We start from the raw sequence: 15706 nt of genomic DNA on the forward strand, positions 1-15706 counted from the left end.
CTGCTGAAGTGACAGGGGCTTTTTTGTAGGAAATCAGAACTGCGATTGCAGGTAGTTTTCCAGGCCAATCAGCTTGATCAAGCCCAACTGCTTTTCCAGCCAGTAGGTGTGATCTTCTTCGGTATCGTTCAACTGCACGCGCAGGATTTCTCGCGTGACGAAGTCGCTGTGCTGTTCGCAGAGCTCGATGCCCTTGCAGAGAGCGGCACGCACCTTGTATTCAAGACGAAGATCGGCTGCAAGCATGTCAGGTACGCTGGTGCCCACATCCAGATCGTCGGGACGCATACGCGGCGTGCCTTCGAGCATCAGGATACGACGCATCAGTGCATCGGCGTGCTGTGCCTCTTCTTCCATTTCGTGGTTGATACGCTCGTAGAGTTCGGTGAAACCCCAGTCTTCGTACATGCGCGAGTGGATGAAATATTGGTCACGAGCTGCCAGTTCGCCCGTCAGCAACGTGTTGAGGTAATCGATTACGTCGGGGTGACCTTGCATCGCCCTACATCTCCCTGCTTGAAAGTCTGTAGTTTGAACCATGCTGACTCGGAGGTCACGGGACTAACGGCAGAAAAGTGAAGATTTCCGCAGAAAAGTAGCTGAAATAACGAAAAAACCGCCCAAATGAGGGCGGTTCTGCTTATCGTTTAGAGTCAGTTAAGCGATACACCCAGTGCCTTTGCGATTGCTTCTCCATAAGCAGGATCCGCCTTGTAGAAGTGCTGCAATTGACGCTGGACCACATCATCGGAAACTCCGCCCATTGCCCCTGCGATATTGCTGGTGAGCAACGCTTTCTGCTCATCGCTCATCAGGCGAAACAACGCACCGGCATGGCTGTAGTAGTCGGTATCTTCACGGTGATCGTAACGATCAGCCGCACCGCTCAAGGGCAATGCAGGCTCGGCGTACTGTGGCGCTTGCTTCGGAGCTTCGGCGTAGCTGTTCGGTTCGTAGTTCGGAGTCGCACCACCATTGCTGCCAAATGCCATCGAACCATCACGCTGGTAGCTATTGACCGGACTGCGCGGAGCATTCACCGGCAATTGCTGGTGGTTGGTACCCACACGGTAGCGGTGAGCATCTGCGTAAGCGAAAACACGACCTTGAAGCATACGGTCTGGCGACAGGCCAACGCCTGGAACCATGTTGCTTGGGCCAAATGCAGCCTGCTCTACTTCAGCGAAGTAGTTCTGCGGGTTGCGGTTAAGTTCCAGCTCACCCACTTCAATCAACGGGAATTCTTTCTGCGACCAGGTTTTGGTCACATCAAACGGATTCTCGTAATGGGCGTTCGCCTGGGCCTCGGTCATGACCTGGATGCAGACCCGCCATTTCGGGAAGTCACCGCGCTCGATCGCACCAAACAAATCACGCTGGGCGTAATCAGGATCAGTACCGGCCAGGCGGGCCGCCTCAGCCGGCGCCAGGTTCTTGATACCTTGCTTGGTTTTGTAGTGCCACTTCACCCAGTGCCGCTCGCCGCGGGCGTTAATCAAGCTGTAGGTGTGGCTGCCAAAGCCGTGCATATGACGGTAGCCATCGGGAATACCACGGTCCGAAAACAGAATAGTGACCTGGTGCAGCGCCTCTGGAGAGTGCGACCAGAAGTCCCACATCATTTGCGCGCTTTTCAGGTTGCTTTGCGGCAACCGCTTCTGAGTGTGGATGAAATCTGGGAATTTCAGCGGATCGCGTATGAAGAACACCGGTGTGTTGTTACCCACGATGTCCCAATTACCTTCTTCGGTGTAGAACTTCAAGGCAAAACCACGGGGATCGCGCTCAGTGTCTGCCGAACCACGCTCACCGCCCACAGTAGAGAAACGCAGGAACGTTGGAGTTTGCTTACCAACGGACTCGAACAATTTGGCGCTGGTGTACTGGGTGATGTCCCGGGTGACCGTGAAGGTACCGTAGGCACCTGACCCCTTGGCGTGTACGCGACGCTCAGGGATGTTTTCACGGTTGAAATGGGCAAGTTTCTCGATCAGGTGAAAATCGTCAAGAAGCAGCGGGCCGCGCGGGCCGGCTGAACGGGAATTCTGGTTATCCGCAACGGGAGCGCCGCTGGCGGTGGTAAGGATTTTATTCTGGCTCATGCTCAATTTTCCTCAGGTCGGACTTGGAACTGCCGGCTAATCGGCTTGGAGGGAGTATTGACCATCAACATGACACCTACAAATTCATTAAATCGTAAGCTTCAATAGAAAATAACTAACAATACCCCCGCGCACATAGTGCTGAACGCTGTCTGAGGAAGCTTGTACACATCGCGCTTTTGTTACGCCCACAAAAAACCGGGCACTAGGCCCGGTTCTTCGTTACAGCTTGTCGTCTTACTCGGCGCTTACAGCTTCGCCGGCAGTAGCACGATCAACCAACTCGACGTACGCCATAGGCGCGTTGTCGCCAGCGCGGAAACCGCACTTGAGGATGCGCAGGTAGCCACCCTCACGGGTAGCGTAACGCTTGCCCAGGTCGTTGAAGAGCTTACCAACGATAGCTTTCGAACGAGTACGGTCGAAAGCCAGACGGCGGTTAGCCAGGCTGTCTGTCTTGGCCAAAGTGATCAGCGGCTCAGCAACGCGACGCAGTTCTTTAGCTTTCGGCAGTGTAGTTTTGATCAGCTCGTGCTCGAACAGCGACACCGCCATGTTTTGAAACATGGCCTTGCGGTGCGAGCTGGTACGGCTCAGGTGACGACCACTTTTACGATGACGCATGGTTCATTCCTTACCAAACTCACGTTCGGTGATTACGACGATCAGGCAGTCGCCTTGTCGTCCTTCTTAAGACTTGCAGGCGGCCAGTTGTCGAGGCGCATGCCGAGGGACAGACCGCGGGAGGCCAGAACGTCCTTGATTTCAGTCAAGGATTTCTTGCCCAGGTTCGGAGTCTTCAACAGTTCTACTTCGGTACGCTGAATCAGGTCGCCGATGTAGTAAATGTTTTCCGCCTTAAGGCAGTTAGCCGAACGTACAGTCAGTTCCAGATCGTCAACCGGGCGAAGCAGGATCGGATCGATCTCGTCTTCCTGCTCGATTACCACTGGTTCGCTGTCACCTTTGAGGTCGACGAACGCAGCCAACTGCTGTTGCAGAATGGTTGCAGCGCGGCGGATAGCCTCTTCAGGATCCAGAGTACCGTTGGTTTCCAGATCAATAACCAGCTTGTCCAGGTTAGTACGCTGCTCGACACGGGCGTTTTCCACCACGTATGCGATACGGCGAACCGGGCTGAACGAAGAGTCAAGCTGCAAGCGACCAATGCTGCGGCTTTCGTCTTCATCGCTCTGACGCGAGTCGGCCGGTTCATAACCACGACCACGAGCTACGGTGAGCTTCATGTTCAGGGCGCCGTTAGACGCCAGGTTAGCGATTACGTGATCGGGGTTAACGATCTCGACATCATGATCCAGCTGAATATCGGCAGCGGTAACCACCCCCGAACCCTTCTTCGACAAGGTCAGCGTAACTTCGTCACGGCCGTGCAGCTTGATAGCCAGACCTTTAAGGTTCAACAGGATTTCAATTACGTCTTCCTGTACACCTTCGATGGCGCTGTACTCGTGGAGCACACCGTCAATCTCGGCCTCGACTACTGCACAGCCGGGCATTGAGGACAACAGGATGCGGCGCAGCGCGTTGCCCAGGGTGTGGCCAAAACCACGCTCGAGAGGCTCGAGAGTGATCTTGGCGCGGGTTGGACTGACAACCTGCACATCAATGTGGCGGGGTGTCAGGAACTCATTTACCGAAATCTGCATGGATGCACCTATTTTCTAGCCCTTACTTGGAGTAGAGCTCGACAATCAGGCTTTCGTTGATGTCGGCGGACAGATCACTGCGAGCAGGAACGTTCTTGAAAACGCCCGACTTCTTCTCAGTGTCTACTTCTACCCATTCTACGCGGCCACGTTGGGCACACAGATCGAGAGCTTGGACAATGCGAAGTTGGTTTTTTGCTTTCTCGCGAACTGCGACCACGTCACCAGCACGAACCTGGTAGGACGGAACGTTTACGGTCTGACCGTTAACGCTGATCGACTTGTGCGATACCAGCTGACGGGATTCGGCACGAGTCGAACCAAAGCCCATACGGTATACAACGTTGTCCAGACGGCATTCGAGCAGTTGCAGCAGGTTTTCACCGGTTGCACCTTTCTTGCCAGCAGCTTCTTTGTAGTAGCCGCTGAACTGACGCTCGAGAACGCCGTAGATACGACGGACCTTCTGCTTTTCACGCAGTTGGGTGCCGTAATCGGACTGGCGACCGCGGCGTTGGCCGTGGATACCAGGTGCTGCTTCAATGTTGCACTTCGATTCGATCGCGCGCACGCCGCTCTTCAGGAAGAGATCGGTGCCTTCGCGACGAGCGAGTTTGCATTTTGGACCAATGTAACGAGCCATTCTTTACAATCTCCTGGATTACACGCGGCGCTTCTTCGGCGGACGGCACCCGTTGTGCGGGATTGGCGTCACGTCGGTGATGCTGGCGATCTTATAGCCACAGCCGTTCAAAGCACGGACAGCAGACTCACGACCTGGACCTGGACCTTTGACGTTAACGTCGAGGTTTTTCAGGCCATATTCCAGCGCAGCTTGACCAGCACGTTCAGCAGCTACTTGAGCAGCAAACGGCGTGGACTTGCGGGAACCGCGGAAACCCGAACCACCGGAGGTAGCCCAAGAAAGCGCGTTACCTTGACGGTCGGTGATGGTCACGATGGTGTTGTTAAAAGATGCATGGATGTGGGCGATGCCATCAACCACTGTCTTTTTAACTTTTTTACGAGGACGAGCAGCAGGTTTTGCCATGATAATTTTCCTGTCGATTCGCTGGGGCGATTACTTGCGGATCGGCTTACGCGGACCTTTACGGGTACGCGCGTTAGTCTTGGTACGCTGACCGCGCACTGGAAGACCACGACGATGACGCAGACCGCGATAGCAACCGAGGTCCATCAAACGCTTGATTTTCATGTTGATTTCGCGACGCAGGTCACCTTCAGTGGTGAACTTCGCCACTTCGCCACGCAGCAATTCAATCTGCTCGTCGCTCAGATCCTTGATCTTAGCGGCTGGGTTTACCCCAGCAACTGCGCAAATTTTCTGCGCAGTAGTGCGACCAACACCATAGATGTAGGTCAGCGAGATAACAGTGTGCTTGTTATCTGGAATGTTAACGCCTGCAATACGGGCCATTCAGTGGGACTCCAATTGACAGCTACCTACGCCCCGGAAGCCAAGAAATAGGGCGCGAGATAATATCGCTGTAATAACAAATAATCAACCCGGCAGCGCACTAGCTGCCGGGCTTCAAGCGGATCACACTCAGCCTTGGCGCTGTTTGTGACGCGGTTCCGCGCTGCAAATTACTCGAACAACACCTTCGCGGCGAATAATCTTGCAGTTACGGCACAGCTTTTTCACCGATGCACGAACTTTCATCACCAACTCCTCGAACCTTATGGGTACTCAGCGCAACATGCCGCTGCCGTAACCCTTCAGGTTGGCTTTCTTCATCAGGGATTCGTACTGGTGCGAAACGAGGTGCGATTGTACTTGGGACATGAAGTCCATCACAACCACGACCACGATCAGCAACGAGGTCCCGCCAAGGTAGAACGGAACGTTTGCTGCAACCACCAGGAACTGGGGCAACAAGCACACGGCCGTCATATATAGAGCACCGAACAGGGTCAAACGAGTCAGAACGCCATCAATGTAGCGTGCCGACTGCTCACCTGGACGAATACCCGGAATAAAGGCACCGGACTTCTTCAGGTTTTCCGCTACGTCTTTCGGATTGAACATCAACGCCGTATAGAAGAAGCAGAAGAAAATAATCCCTGCACTAAACAGCAGAATATTCAACGGCTGACCAGGAGCGATCGACTGAGAGAGGTCCTGCAGCCAGCCCATATTTTCAGACTGACCAAACCAGGTACCCAACGAAGCCGGAAACAGCAAAATGCTGCTCGCGAAAATTGCCGGAATAACACCGGCCATATTCACTTTCAGCGGCAAGTGGCTGGTCTGCGCAGCAAAAACCTTACGGCCCTGCTGACGCTTGGCGTAGTGAACAGCAATACGACGCTGGCCACGCTCAATGAACACCACAAAACCGATAATCGCTACTGCCAGCAAACCGATGGCAACCAGGGCGAAGATATTGATATCACCCTGACGTGCAGACTCGAAAGACTGCCCGATTGCTCTCGGAAGACCGGCGACGATACCTGCGAAAATCAACATCGAGATACCGTTACCAACACCACGCTCAGTAATCTGCTCACCCAGCCACATCATGAACATCGCACCAGCCACAAACGTGGATACCGCGACGAAATGGAAGCCAAAGTCACCAGTGAACGCAACGCCCTGCCCTGCCAGGCCAACGGACATGCCGATAGCTTGGACCAGGGCGAGGACGACAGTGCCGTAGCGGGTGTACTGGCTAATCTTGCGACGGCCAGCTTCACCTTCCTTCTTCAACTGCTCCAGCTGCGGGCTGACGGCGGTCATCAATTGCATGATGATCGATGCCGAGATGTACGGCATGATCCCCAGTGCAAAAATGCTCATCCGCTCCAACGCACCGCCAGAAAACATGTTGAACAAGCTAAGAATGGTCCCCTCATTCTGTCGAAACAGGTCTGCGAGTCGGTCCGGGTTGATACCTGGAACCGGGATGTGTGCGCCTATTCGGTAGACGATAATCGCCAGGAACAGAAAACGCAGACGAGCCCAAAGTTCAGACATACCGCCTTTGCCGAGCGCTGAGAGAGCACCTTGCTTAGCCATTTATTCCTCGAACTTGCCGCCAGCTGCTTCGATAGCCGAACGCGCACCTTTGGTGGCGCCGATTCCCTTGCCGATAGTGACAGCGCGAGTCACTTCACCGGACAGCATGATTTTCACACGCTGTACGTTGACGTTGATCACGTTGGCATCTTTCAGGGTCTGCACAGTAACGATGTCGCCTTCCACTTTAGCCAGCTCGGACAGACGCACTTCTGCGCGGTCCATGGCCTTCAGGGAAACGAAGCCGAACTTAGGCAGGCGACGATGCAGCGGCTGTTGACCGCCTTCAAAGCCTGGAGCAATGGTGCCACCGGAGCGGGAGGTTTGACCTTTGTGGCCACGGCCACCAGTCTTACCCAAACCGCTACCGATACCACGGCCCGGACGATGCTTTTCGCGACGGGAACCCGGCGCTGGACTCAGATCATTGAGTTTCATCGATTAACCCTCGACACGCAGCATGTAGTAAGCCTTGTTGATCATCCCGCGATTCTCGGGAGTATCCTGGACTTCTACAGTGTGACCGATGCGACGCAGACCCAAACCCTTAACGCACAATTTGTGGTTAGGGATGCGGCCGGTCATGCTTTTGATCAGCGTTACTTTAACGGTAGCCATGATCAGAAGATCTCCTTGACGCTTTTGCCACGCTTGGCGGCAATGGATTCAGGAGATTGCATAGCTTTCAAACCCTTGAAAGTGGCGTGAACCACGTTTACCGGGTTAGTCGAGCCATAGCACTTGGCCAGAACGTTCTGAACGCCAGCAACCTCGAGGACAGCACGCATAGCGCCGCCAGCGATGATACCGGTACCTTCAGAAGCAGGCTGCATGTACACCTTCGAAGCGCCGTGAGCGGACTTCATTGCGTACTGCAGCGTGGTGCCGTTCAGATCAACTTGGATCATGTTGCGACGAGCAGCTTCCATTGCCTTCTGGATCGCAGCAGGCACTTCACGTGACTTGCCACGGCCGAAGCCAACGCGCCCTTTACCATCACCCACCACGGTCAACGCGGTGAAAGTGAAGATACGGCCGCCTTTAACGGTTTTGGCTACGCGGTTAACTTGAACCAGCTTCTCAATGTAGCCTTCGTCGCGCTTTTGGTCGTTATTTGACATAACTTAGAACTCCAGCCCAGCTTCACGAGCAGCATCAGCCAGCGCTTTAACGCGGCCGTGGTACTTGAAGCCAGAGCGGTCGAAAGCCACTTGCGAGACGCCAGCGGCCTTAGCACGCGTAGCGACCAGCTGGCCAACCTTTGTGGCCGCGTCGATGTTGCCAGTGGCACCATCACGCAGTTCTTTATCCAAAGTCGAGGCGCTGGCCAGGACTTTGTTGCCGTCGGCCGAGATGACCTGGGCGTAGATGTGCTGCGACGAGCGGAACACGCAGAGACGCACGACTTCGAGTTCGTGCATTTTCAGGCGTGCTTTGCGAGCGCGACGCAGTCGAGTAACTTTTTTGTCGGTCATTTGCTATGCCCTACTTCTTCTTGGCTTCTTTACGACGGACGACTTCGTCCGCGTAGCGCACACCTTTGCCTTTGTACGGCTCTGGTGGACGGAAGTCGCGGATCTCAGCAGCCACTTGACCTACCAGTTGCTTATCGATGCCCTTGATCAGGATATCGGTCTGGCTAGGAGTCTCAGCGGTGATGCCTTCCGGCAGTTCGTAATCCACTGGGTGCGAGAAGCCAAGGGCCAGGTTCAAAACCGTGCCTTTTGCTTGCGCTTTGTAACCAACACCGACCAGCTGGAGCTTACGCTCGAAGCCTTGGCTTACGCCTTGGACCATGTTGTTTACCAACGCACGCGTGGTACCAGCCATTGCGCGAGTTTGTTGATCGCCATTGCGAGCAGCGAAACGCAGCTCACCAGCTTCTTCAACGATCTCAACGGACGAATGGATATTCAGTTCAAGAGTGCCCTTGGCACCCTTCACCGAAAGCTGTTGGCCTGCGAATTTGACTTCGACACCGGCTGGCAGCTTAACGGGGTTCTTAGCGACGCGAGACATGCTTATCCCCCCTTAGAACACAGTGCAAAGAACTTCGCCGCCGACACCGGCAGCGCGCGCAGCACGATCCGTCATCACACCTTTGTTGGTGGAGACGATAGACACGCCCAGACCGCCACGAACTTTCGGCAGATCTTCAGCGGACTTGTACTGACGCAGGCCTGGACGGCTAACGCGCTTCACTTCCTCGATGACCGAACGGCCTTCGAAGTACTTCAGCTCGATGGACAGCAGTGGTTTGATTTCGCTGCTGATCTGATAACCCGCAATGTAGCCTTCGTCTTTCAGGACTTTGGCAACAGCAACCTTCAACTTGGAAGATGGCATGCTTACGACGGACTTTTCAGCCATCTGGGCATTACGGATACGAGTTAGCATGTCCGCTAACGGGTCCTGCATACTCATGGGCTAGACGCTCCTAATACAAAAAAATTAGCCTTGCGGCTACATATGTCGCTGAGAACTTCCGGGTAAAAAACACGGGCTCAGGCGAGCCGCGTATTTTAGACACACTCCGGAAATGAAACAAGCCCCAAAAGGGGCTTGTTCCAGATTCAAGGTCACCGGCGGTCAGTATCTTTCGATTCAGATCACCTGGACGCTGAAAGTACTTACCAGCTGGCTTTAACCAGACCTGGTACGTCACCACGCATTGCCGCTTCACGCAGTTTGTTACGGCCGAGGCCGAACTTGCGGTAAACGCCGTGTGGACGACCGGTCAGGCGGCAGCGGTTACGCATGCGCGAAGCGCTTGCGTCACGTGGCTGCTTCTGCAGGGCAACTGTAGCTTCCCAACGCGCTTCTGGACTTGCGTTCAGATCAACGATGATTGCTTTCAGTGCTGCACGCTTCTTGGCGTACTTGGCAACCGTGAGCTGACGCTTCAGCTCGCGGTTTTTCATGCTCATCTTGGCCATGGTCCTACTCCAATCAGTTGCGGAACGGGAATTTGAAAGCACGCAACAGGGCGCGACCTTCATCATCGTTCTTGGCAGTGGTGGTCAGGGTGATGTCCAGACCGCGGAGAGCATCGATCTTGTCGTAGTCGATTTCCGGGAAGATGATCTGCTCTTTCACGCCCATGCTGTAGTTACCACGACCATCGAAGGACTTGGCATTCAGGCCGCGGAAGTCGCGAACCCGAGGCAGGGAGATCGACAGCAGACGATCCAGGAATTCGTACATACGCTCACGGCGCAGAGTCACTTTGACGCCGATCGGCCAACCTTCACGGACTTTAAAGCCAGCGATGGATTTGCGAGCGTAGGTCACAACGACTTTCTGGCCGGTGATCTTTTCCAGGTCGGCAACAGCGTGCTCGATGACTTTTTTGTCACCGATCGCTTCGCCCAGACCCATGTTCAGGGTGATTTTGGTAACGCGCGGAACTTCCATCACGTTCCCAAGCTTAAGTTCTTCCTTAAGCTTAGGGGCGATTTCCTTCCGGTAAATCTCTTGTAGTCGTGCCATGGTCTAATCTACCTAGCAGTGTTCAAGCATCAACCGCTTTTTGGGTCGACTTGAAGACACGAATTTTCTTACCGTCTTCTACTTTGAAACCAACGCGGTCAGCCTTGTTGGTTTCGCCGTTGAAGATGGCGACGTTAGAAGCGTCCAGCGGAGCTTCTTTCTCGACGATACCGCCCTGCACGCCCGACATCGGGTTAGGCTTGGTATGACGCTTGACCAGGTTCAGACCACCGATAACCAGACGGTTATTAGCGAGAACCTTAAGCACCTTACCGCGCTTACCTTTGTCTTTGCCGGCGATCACGATGATCTCGTCGTCACGACGAATCTTTTGCATGTCGGATCTCCTTACAGCACTTCTGGGGCGAGCGAGACGATCTTCATGAACTTCTCAGTACGAAGTTCACGGGTCACTGGCCCAAAGATACGGGTGCCGATCGGCTCTTGCTTGTTGTTCAGAAGAACAGCAGCGTTGCCATCAAAGCGGATAATGGAGCCATCTGCACGACGTACGCCGTGACGAGTGCGGACTACAACAGCAGTCATCACTTGGCCTTTTTTCACTTTACCGCGAGGAATTGCTTCCTTGACGGTAACCTTGATGATGTCACCGATACCAGCGTAACGACGATGGGAGCCACCCAGCACCTTGATGCACATAACACGGCGAGCGCCGCTGTTATCGGCCACATCGAGCATGGATTGAGTCTGAATCATATAATTTCTCCGACCCCTAGTCCTTAGACTTCCACAGCGCGTTCGAGAACATCAACCAATGCCCAAGACTTGGTCTTGGCCAGCGGACGAGTTTCACGAATAGTGACTTTGTCGCCGATGTGGCACTGGTTGGTTTCGTCGTGCGCGTGCAGCTTAGTCGAACGCTTAACATATTTACCGTAGATCGGGTGCTTAACGCGACGCTCGATCAAAACGGTGATGGTTTTGTCCATCTTGTCGCTGACAACACGGCCAGTCAGCGTACGGACAGTCTTTTCGGCTTCAGCCATGATCACTTACCTGCCTGCTGGTTGAGCACAGTCTTCACGCGAGCGATGTCACGCTTAACTTGCGAGAGCAGATGAGACTGCCCCAACTGGCCAGTTGCTTTCTGCATGCGCAGATTGAACTGGTCGCGCAGCAGGCCGAGCAGTTGCTCGTTCAGCTGCTGTGCGGATTTTTCACGAAGTTCATTCGCTTTCATCACATCACCGTCCGTTTAACAAAGGCGGTGGCGAGCGGCAGCTTTGCAGCAGCCAGGGCAAAAGCCTCACGCGCCAGCTCTTCAGTTACACCCTCGATTTCATACAGGACTTTGCCTGGCTGAATCTGGGCTACCCAGTATTCCACGTTACCCTTACCTTTACCCATCCGAACCTCGAGAGGCTTTTTGGAAATCGGCTTGTCCGGGAATACACGGATCCAGATCTTGCCGCCACGTTTAACGTGACGGGTCAGTGCACGACGCGCTGACTCGATCTGACGAGCGGTGAGACGACCACGAGCTACAGACTTCAGCGCGAACTCGCCGAAGCTGACTTTGCTACCGCGCTGAGCCAGACCACGGTTGTGGCCTGTCATCTGCTTGCGGAACTTCGTACGCTTTGGTTGCAACATTTGGCGTACCCCTTACTTAGCAGCTTTTTTACGAGGCGCTGGTGCTTGTGGTTTCAGTTCTTCTTGGCGACCACCAATTACTTCGCCTTTGAAGATCCAAACCTTTACACCGATCACACCATAAGTGGTGTGAGCTTCGTAGTTGGCATAGTCGATGTCGGCACGCAGGGTGTGCAGTGGCACACGACCTTCGCGATACCATTCAGTACGTGCGATTTCAGCACCGCCGAGACGACCGCTCACTTGGATTTTGATGCCTTTGGCACCAATGCGCATGGCGTTCTGTACGGCGCGCTTCATAGCGCGACGGAACATTACGCGACGCTCCAGCTGCTGAGCTACGCTCTGCGCAACCAGCATACCGTCGAGCTCCGGCTTGCGGATCTCTTCGATATTGATGTGCACAGGCACACCCATTTGCTTGGTCAGGTCCTGACGCAGTTTCTCAACATCTTCACCTTTCTTCCCGATAACGATACCTGGACGAGCGGTGTGGATGGTGATACGTGCAGTTTGCGCCGGACGATGGATATCGATACGGCTTACGGACGCGCTTTTTAGTTTGTCTTGGAGATACTCACGCACCTTCAGATCAGCGAACAAATAGTCCGCATAAGTCCGACCGTCTGCGTACCAGACGGAGGTGTGCTCCTTGACGATTCCCAGGCGAATGCCAATGGGATGTACTTTCTGACCCATCTCTTCGACTCCGTTACTTGTCAGCAACCTTGACAGTGATATGGCAAGACCGCTTGACGATGCGATCAGCACGGCCTTTGGCACGTGGCATGATGCGCTTCAGCGAACGCCCTTCGTTGACGAAAACGGTGCTGACCTTCAGGTCATCAACGTCTGCGCCTTCGTTATGCTCGGCGTTGGCTACGGCCGACTCCAGCACTTTCTTCATGATCTCGGCGGCTTTCTTACTGCTGAAAGCCAACAGGTTGAGCGCTTCGCCCACCTTCTTCCCGCGGATCTGGTCGGCGACCAAGCGGGCTTTCTGGGCGGAGATTCGAGCGCCCGACAACTTAGCGGCTACTTCCATTTCCTTACCCCTTAACGCTTGGCTTTCTTGTCTGCCACGTGCCCACGATAAGTGCGGGTACCGGCAAACTCGCCTAGTTTGTGGCCGACCATGTCTTCGTTAACGAGAACTGGGACGTGCAGACGACCGTTGTGTACAGCGATGGTCAGACCGACCATTTGTGGCAGGATCATCGAACGGCGCGACCAGGTCTTAACTGGTTTGCGATCGTTCTTTTCCGCCGCCACTTCGATCTTCTTCAGTAGGTGAAGATCAATAAAAGGACCTTTTTTCAGAGAACGTGGCACTGTCGTATCCCTCTATTTACTTGCGACGACGGACGATCATTTTGTCGGTACGCTTATTACCACGAGTCTTCGCGCCCTTAGTCGGGAAGCCCCATGGAGATACCGGATGACGACCACCAGAGGTACGACCTTCACCACCACCGTGTGGGTGGTCAACCGGGTTCATGGCAACACCACGAACGGTTGGGCGAACGCCACGCCAGCGTTTGGCACCAGCTTTACCCAGCGAACGCAGGCTGTGCTCGGAGTTCGAGACTTCACCCAGGGTCGCGCGGCATTCAGCCAGCACTTTACGCATCTCACCAGAACGCAGACGCAGGGTCACGTAGACACCTTCACGAGCGATCAGCTGAGCCGAAGCACCAGCGGAACGAGCGATTTGCGCGCCTTTACCTGGCTTCAATTCGATGCCGTGTACGGTGCTACCAACTGGAATGTTACGCAGCTGCAGAGCGTTGCCCGGCTTGATCGGTGCCAGGGCACCTGCGATCAGCTGGTCGCCAGCACTCACGCCTTTAGGCGCGATGATGTAGCGACGCTCGCCATCTGCGTACAGCAGCAGAGCGATGTGAGCAGTACGGTTTGGATCGTATTCGATACGCTCGACAGTGGCAGCGATGCCATCTTTGTCGTTGCGACGGAAGTCGACCAGACGATAATGCTGCTTATGGCCACCACCAATGTGACGAGTGGTAATACGACCATTGTTGTTACGACCACCAGTCTTCGATTTCTTCTCGAGCAGCGGTGCGTGAGGAGCGCCTTTATGCAGCTCCTGGTTGACCACCTTGACCACAAAACGGCGGCCAGGGGAAGTCGGTTTGCATTTAACGATTGCCATGATGCACCCCTTCCTTACTCAGCACTGCTGCTGAAATCGAGATCTTGGCCTGGCTGAAGGGAGATAACTGCCTTCTTCCAGTCATTACGCTTGCCCAGACCGCGAGCAGTGCGCTTGCTCTTACCCAGAACATTCAGGGTAGTAACACGCTCAACTTTCACGCTGAACAGGCTTTCGACGGCCTTCTTGATTTCCAGCTTGGTTGCGTCAGTTGCAACCTTGAAAACGAACTGGCCTTTCTTGTCAGCCAGAACCGTAGCCTTTTCGGAAACGTGCGGGCCAAGCAGAACTTTAAATACGCGTTCCTGGTTCATCCCAGCAGCTCCTCGAATTTCTTCACGGCCGACACGGTGATCAACACCTTGTCGTATGCGATCAGACTAACTGGATCGGAACCTTGCACGTCACGTACATCAACGTGGGGCAGGTTACGAGCAGCCAGGTACAGGTTCTGATCAACAGCTTCAGACACGATCAAAACGTCGGTCAGGCTCATGTTGTTCAGTTTGCCCAGCAGATCTTTGGTTTTTGGACTTTCAACAGCGAAGTCCTGAACCACGACCAGGCGATCAGTACGCACGAGTTCAGCAAGGATGGAGCGCAGTGCTGCGCGATACATCTTCTTGTTGAGCTTCTGAGAGTGATCCTGCGGACGAGCTGCGAAAGTGGTACCGCCGCCGCGCCAGATTGGGCTACGGATAGTACCGGCACGAGCACGGCCAGTACCTTTCTGACGCCAAGGGCGCTTACCGCCACCACGAACGTCGGAACGGGTCTTTTGCTGCTTGCTACCTTGACGGCCGCCGGCCATGTAGGCCACGACTGCTTGGTGAACCAGCGTCTCGTTGAATTCGCCGCCAAATGTCAGTTCGGAAACTTCGATCGCTTGAGCGTCATTTACATTTAATTGCATGTCAGCTTCCCCTTAACCGCGAGCCTTGGCCGCTGGACGTACAACCAGGTTGCCGCCAGTAGCGCCAGGAACAGCACCCTTGACCAACAACAGATTGCGTTCAGCGTCGACGCGCACTACTTCGAGGGACTGCACGGTCACGCGCTCAGCGCCCATATGACCGGACATTTTTTTGCCCTTGAATACACGACCAGGAGTCTGGCACTGGCCAATAGAGCCCGGGACGCGGTGGGAAACGGAGTTACCGTGAGTGTTGTCTTGACCACGGAAATTCCAACGCTTGATCGTACCCTGGAAGCCTTTACCTTTGGACTGACCGGTTACATCAACCAGTTGACCAGCAGCGAAGATTTCAGCGTTGATCAGATCGCCAGCCTGGTAGTCGCCTTCTTCAAGACGGAACTCCATGACAGTACGACCAGCTGCAACGTTTGCTTTAGCGAAGTGACCTGCTTGAGCAGCAGTCACACGCGAAGCGCGACGCTCGCCGACAGTGACTTGCACTGCACGATAGCCATCGGTTTCTTCAGTTTTGAACTGGGTGACGCGATTCGGCTCGATCTCAATGACCGTAACCGGAATGGAGACACCTTCTTCGGTGAAAATACGGGTCATACCGCATTTACGACCGACTACACCAATAGTCATGTTGTAAACCTCATGAGTGTACGGGGCTTTCACCCGCTATGGCCGCCCATTTCAGAGCGT

General features: G+C 54.5%; 29 protein-coding genes. All 29 read right to left on the reverse strand.

What is annotated here, in order from left to right; all coding sequences use genetic code 11:
• Positions 1 to 33 precede the first annotated feature (33 nt).
• Entirely contained in the window at positions 34 to 498 is a 465-nt protein-coding gene (gene bfr / locus NIBR502773_RS12010; protein ID WP_017525959.1) for a bacterioferritin, read from the reverse strand.
• Between the two features lie 155 nt (positions 499 to 653).
• Entirely contained in the window at positions 654 to 2102 is a 1449-nt protein-coding gene (locus tag NIBR502773_RS12015) for a catalase (protein ID WP_141156128.1), read from the reverse strand.
• Positions 2103 to 2339: 237 nt separating this feature from the next.
• Positions 2340 to 2726, reverse strand: a complete 387-nt coding sequence (gene rplQ / locus NIBR502773_RS12020) for a 50S ribosomal protein L17 (RefSeq protein WP_003176402.1) — start codon at positions 2724 to 2726, stop codon at positions 2340 to 2342.
• Positions 2727 to 2767: 41 nt separating this feature from the next.
• Positions 2768 to 3769, reverse strand: a complete 1002-nt coding sequence (locus NIBR502773_RS12025) for a DNA-directed RNA polymerase subunit alpha (RefSeq protein WP_003176403.1) — start codon at positions 3767 to 3769, stop codon at positions 2768 to 2770.
• A gap of 22 nt (positions 3770 to 3791) precedes the next feature.
• Positions 3792 to 4412: a 30S ribosomal protein S4 gene (gene rpsD / locus NIBR502773_RS12030; protein ID WP_003176404.1), complete on the reverse strand. Its 621-nt coding sequence runs from the start codon at positions 4410 to 4412 to the stop codon at positions 3792 to 3794.
• Positions 4413 to 4430: 18 nt separating this feature from the next.
• Entirely contained in the window at positions 4431 to 4820 is a 390-nt protein-coding gene (gene rpsK / locus NIBR502773_RS12035; RefSeq protein WP_002555466.1) for a 30S ribosomal protein S11, read from the reverse strand.
• A 30-nt stretch (positions 4821 to 4850) separates the two neighbouring features.
• Positions 4851 to 5207, reverse strand: coding sequence for a 30S ribosomal protein S13 (gene rpsM / locus NIBR502773_RS12040; RefSeq protein WP_024077676.1), 357 nt, complete (start codon positions 5205 to 5207; stop codon positions 4851 to 4853).
• Positions 5208 to 5336: 129 nt separating this feature from the next.
• Positions 5337 to 5453: a 50S ribosomal protein L36 gene (gene rpmJ / locus NIBR502773_RS12045; RefSeq protein WP_002555468.1), complete on the reverse strand. Its 117-nt coding sequence runs from the start codon at positions 5451 to 5453 to the stop codon at positions 5337 to 5339.
• A 27-nt stretch (positions 5454 to 5480) separates the two neighbouring features.
• Complete coding sequence (gene secY / locus NIBR502773_RS12050; protein WP_003194637.1) at positions 5481 to 6809, reverse strand: preprotein translocase subunit SecY; 1329 nt, start codon at positions 6807 to 6809, stop codon at positions 5481 to 5483.
• Positions 6810 to 7247 (reverse strand): 50S ribosomal protein L15, encoded by a 438-nt coding sequence (gene rplO, locus NIBR502773_RS12055; protein ID WP_003176407.1) that lies wholly within the window; start codon positions 7245 to 7247, stop codon positions 6810 to 6812.
• 3 nt (positions 7248 to 7250) lie between these two features.
• Positions 7251 to 7427, reverse strand: a complete 177-nt coding sequence (rpmD, locus tag NIBR502773_RS12060) for a 50S ribosomal protein L30 (RefSeq protein WP_003176408.1) — start codon at positions 7425 to 7427, stop codon at positions 7251 to 7253.
• A 2-nt stretch (positions 7428 to 7429) separates the two neighbouring features.
• A complete protein-coding gene (gene rpsE / locus NIBR502773_RS12065; protein ID WP_003186035.1) occupies positions 7430 to 7930 on the reverse strand; it encodes a 30S ribosomal protein S5 in 501 nt (166 codons plus the stop codon).
• A 3-nt stretch (positions 7931 to 7933) separates the two neighbouring features.
• Complete coding sequence (gene rplR, locus NIBR502773_RS12070; RefSeq protein ID WP_003186037.1) at positions 7934 to 8284, reverse strand: 50S ribosomal protein L18; 351 nt, start codon at positions 8282 to 8284, stop codon at positions 7934 to 7936.
• Positions 8285 to 8294: 10 nt separating this feature from the next.
• A complete protein-coding gene (gene rplF, locus NIBR502773_RS12075) occupies positions 8295 to 8828 on the reverse strand; it encodes a 50S ribosomal protein L6 (protein ID WP_003176412.1) in 534 nt (177 codons plus the stop codon).
• A gap of 12 nt (positions 8829 to 8840) precedes the next feature.
• Positions 8841 to 9233, reverse strand: coding sequence for a 30S ribosomal protein S8 (rpsH, locus tag NIBR502773_RS12080; protein WP_003176413.1), 393 nt, complete (start codon positions 9231 to 9233; stop codon positions 8841 to 8843).
• Between the two features lie 206 nt (positions 9234 to 9439).
• Positions 9440 to 9745, reverse strand: coding sequence for a 30S ribosomal protein S14 (gene rpsN / locus NIBR502773_RS12085; RefSeq protein ID WP_003176414.1), 306 nt, complete (start codon positions 9743 to 9745; stop codon positions 9440 to 9442).
• 13 nt (positions 9746 to 9758) lie between these two features.
• The gene (gene rplE / locus NIBR502773_RS12090; RefSeq protein ID WP_003194642.1) at positions 9759 to 10298 is read right to left on the reverse strand and encodes a 50S ribosomal protein L5; all 540 of its coding nucleotides are present in this window, start codon (positions 10296 to 10298) and stop codon (positions 9759 to 9761) included.
• 22 nt (positions 10299 to 10320) lie between these two features.
• Positions 10321 to 10635: a 50S ribosomal protein L24 gene (gene rplX, locus NIBR502773_RS12095; protein WP_003176416.1), complete on the reverse strand. Its 315-nt coding sequence runs from the start codon at positions 10633 to 10635 to the stop codon at positions 10321 to 10323.
• Between the two features lie 11 nt (positions 10636 to 10646).
• Complete coding sequence (rplN, locus tag NIBR502773_RS12100) at positions 10647 to 11015, reverse strand: 50S ribosomal protein L14 (RefSeq protein ID WP_002555479.1); 369 nt, start codon at positions 11013 to 11015, stop codon at positions 10647 to 10649.
• Positions 11016 to 11038: 23 nt separating this feature from the next.
• Positions 11039 to 11305 carry a 30S ribosomal protein S17 gene (gene rpsQ / locus NIBR502773_RS12105; protein WP_003176419.1) on the reverse strand — a complete coding sequence of 89 codons (267 nt, stop codon included), beginning with the start codon at positions 11303 to 11305 and terminating at the stop codon, positions 11039 to 11041.
• A gap of 2 nt (positions 11306 to 11307) precedes the next feature.
• Positions 11308 to 11499, reverse strand: a complete 192-nt coding sequence (gene rpmC, locus NIBR502773_RS12110) for a 50S ribosomal protein L29 (RefSeq protein ID WP_002555481.1) — start codon at positions 11497 to 11499, stop codon at positions 11308 to 11310.
• Entirely contained in the window at positions 11499 to 11912 is a 414-nt protein-coding gene (rplP, locus tag NIBR502773_RS12115) for a 50S ribosomal protein L16 (RefSeq protein ID WP_003232424.1), read from the reverse strand. The genes rpmC and rplP overlap by 1 nt, the downstream gene beginning before the upstream one ends.
• A 12-nt stretch (positions 11913 to 11924) precedes the next feature.
• A complete protein-coding gene (gene rpsC, locus NIBR502773_RS12120; RefSeq protein ID WP_003176422.1) occupies positions 11925 to 12611 on the reverse strand; it encodes a 30S ribosomal protein S3 in 687 nt (228 codons plus the stop codon).
• A gap of 13 nt (positions 12612 to 12624) precedes the next feature.
• Positions 12625 to 12957 (reverse strand): 50S ribosomal protein L22, encoded by a 333-nt coding sequence (gene rplV, locus NIBR502773_RS12125; RefSeq protein ID WP_003103908.1) that lies wholly within the window; start codon positions 12955 to 12957, stop codon positions 12625 to 12627.
• Between the two features lie 11 nt (positions 12958 to 12968).
• Positions 12969 to 13244: a 30S ribosomal protein S19 gene (rpsS, locus tag NIBR502773_RS12130; RefSeq protein ID WP_003232420.1), complete on the reverse strand. Its 276-nt coding sequence runs from the start codon at positions 13242 to 13244 to the stop codon at positions 12969 to 12971.
• A gap of 16 nt (positions 13245 to 13260) precedes the next feature.
• Positions 13261 to 14085 carry a 50S ribosomal protein L2 gene (rplB, locus tag NIBR502773_RS12135; protein WP_003210080.1) on the reverse strand — a complete coding sequence of 275 codons (825 nt, stop codon included), beginning with the start codon at positions 14083 to 14085 and terminating at the stop codon, positions 13261 to 13263.
• A gap of 14 nt (positions 14086 to 14099) precedes the next feature.
• Entirely contained in the window at positions 14100 to 14399 is a 300-nt protein-coding gene (rplW, locus tag NIBR502773_RS12140; RefSeq protein ID WP_002555488.1) for a 50S ribosomal protein L23, read from the reverse strand.
• Positions 14396 to 14998, reverse strand: a complete 603-nt coding sequence (gene rplD / locus NIBR502773_RS12145) for a 50S ribosomal protein L4 (RefSeq protein ID WP_003176424.1) — start codon at positions 14996 to 14998, stop codon at positions 14396 to 14398. Before rplD ends, rplW begins: the two co-directional genes overlap by 4 nt.
• A 12-nt stretch (positions 14999 to 15010) precedes the next feature.
• Positions 15011 to 15646 carry a 50S ribosomal protein L3 gene (gene rplC, locus NIBR502773_RS12150; protein ID WP_007253310.1) on the reverse strand — a complete coding sequence of 212 codons (636 nt, stop codon included), beginning with the start codon at positions 15644 to 15646 and terminating at the stop codon, positions 15011 to 15013.
• Between the last annotated feature and the right edge of the window lie 60 nt (positions 15647 to 15706).

The organism is Pseudomonas sp. NIBRBAC000502773, assembly GCF_006517195.1.
GTDB classification, from domain to species: domain Bacteria; phylum Pseudomonadota; class Gammaproteobacteria; order Pseudomonadales; family Pseudomonadaceae; genus Aquipseudomonas; species Aquipseudomonas marginalis.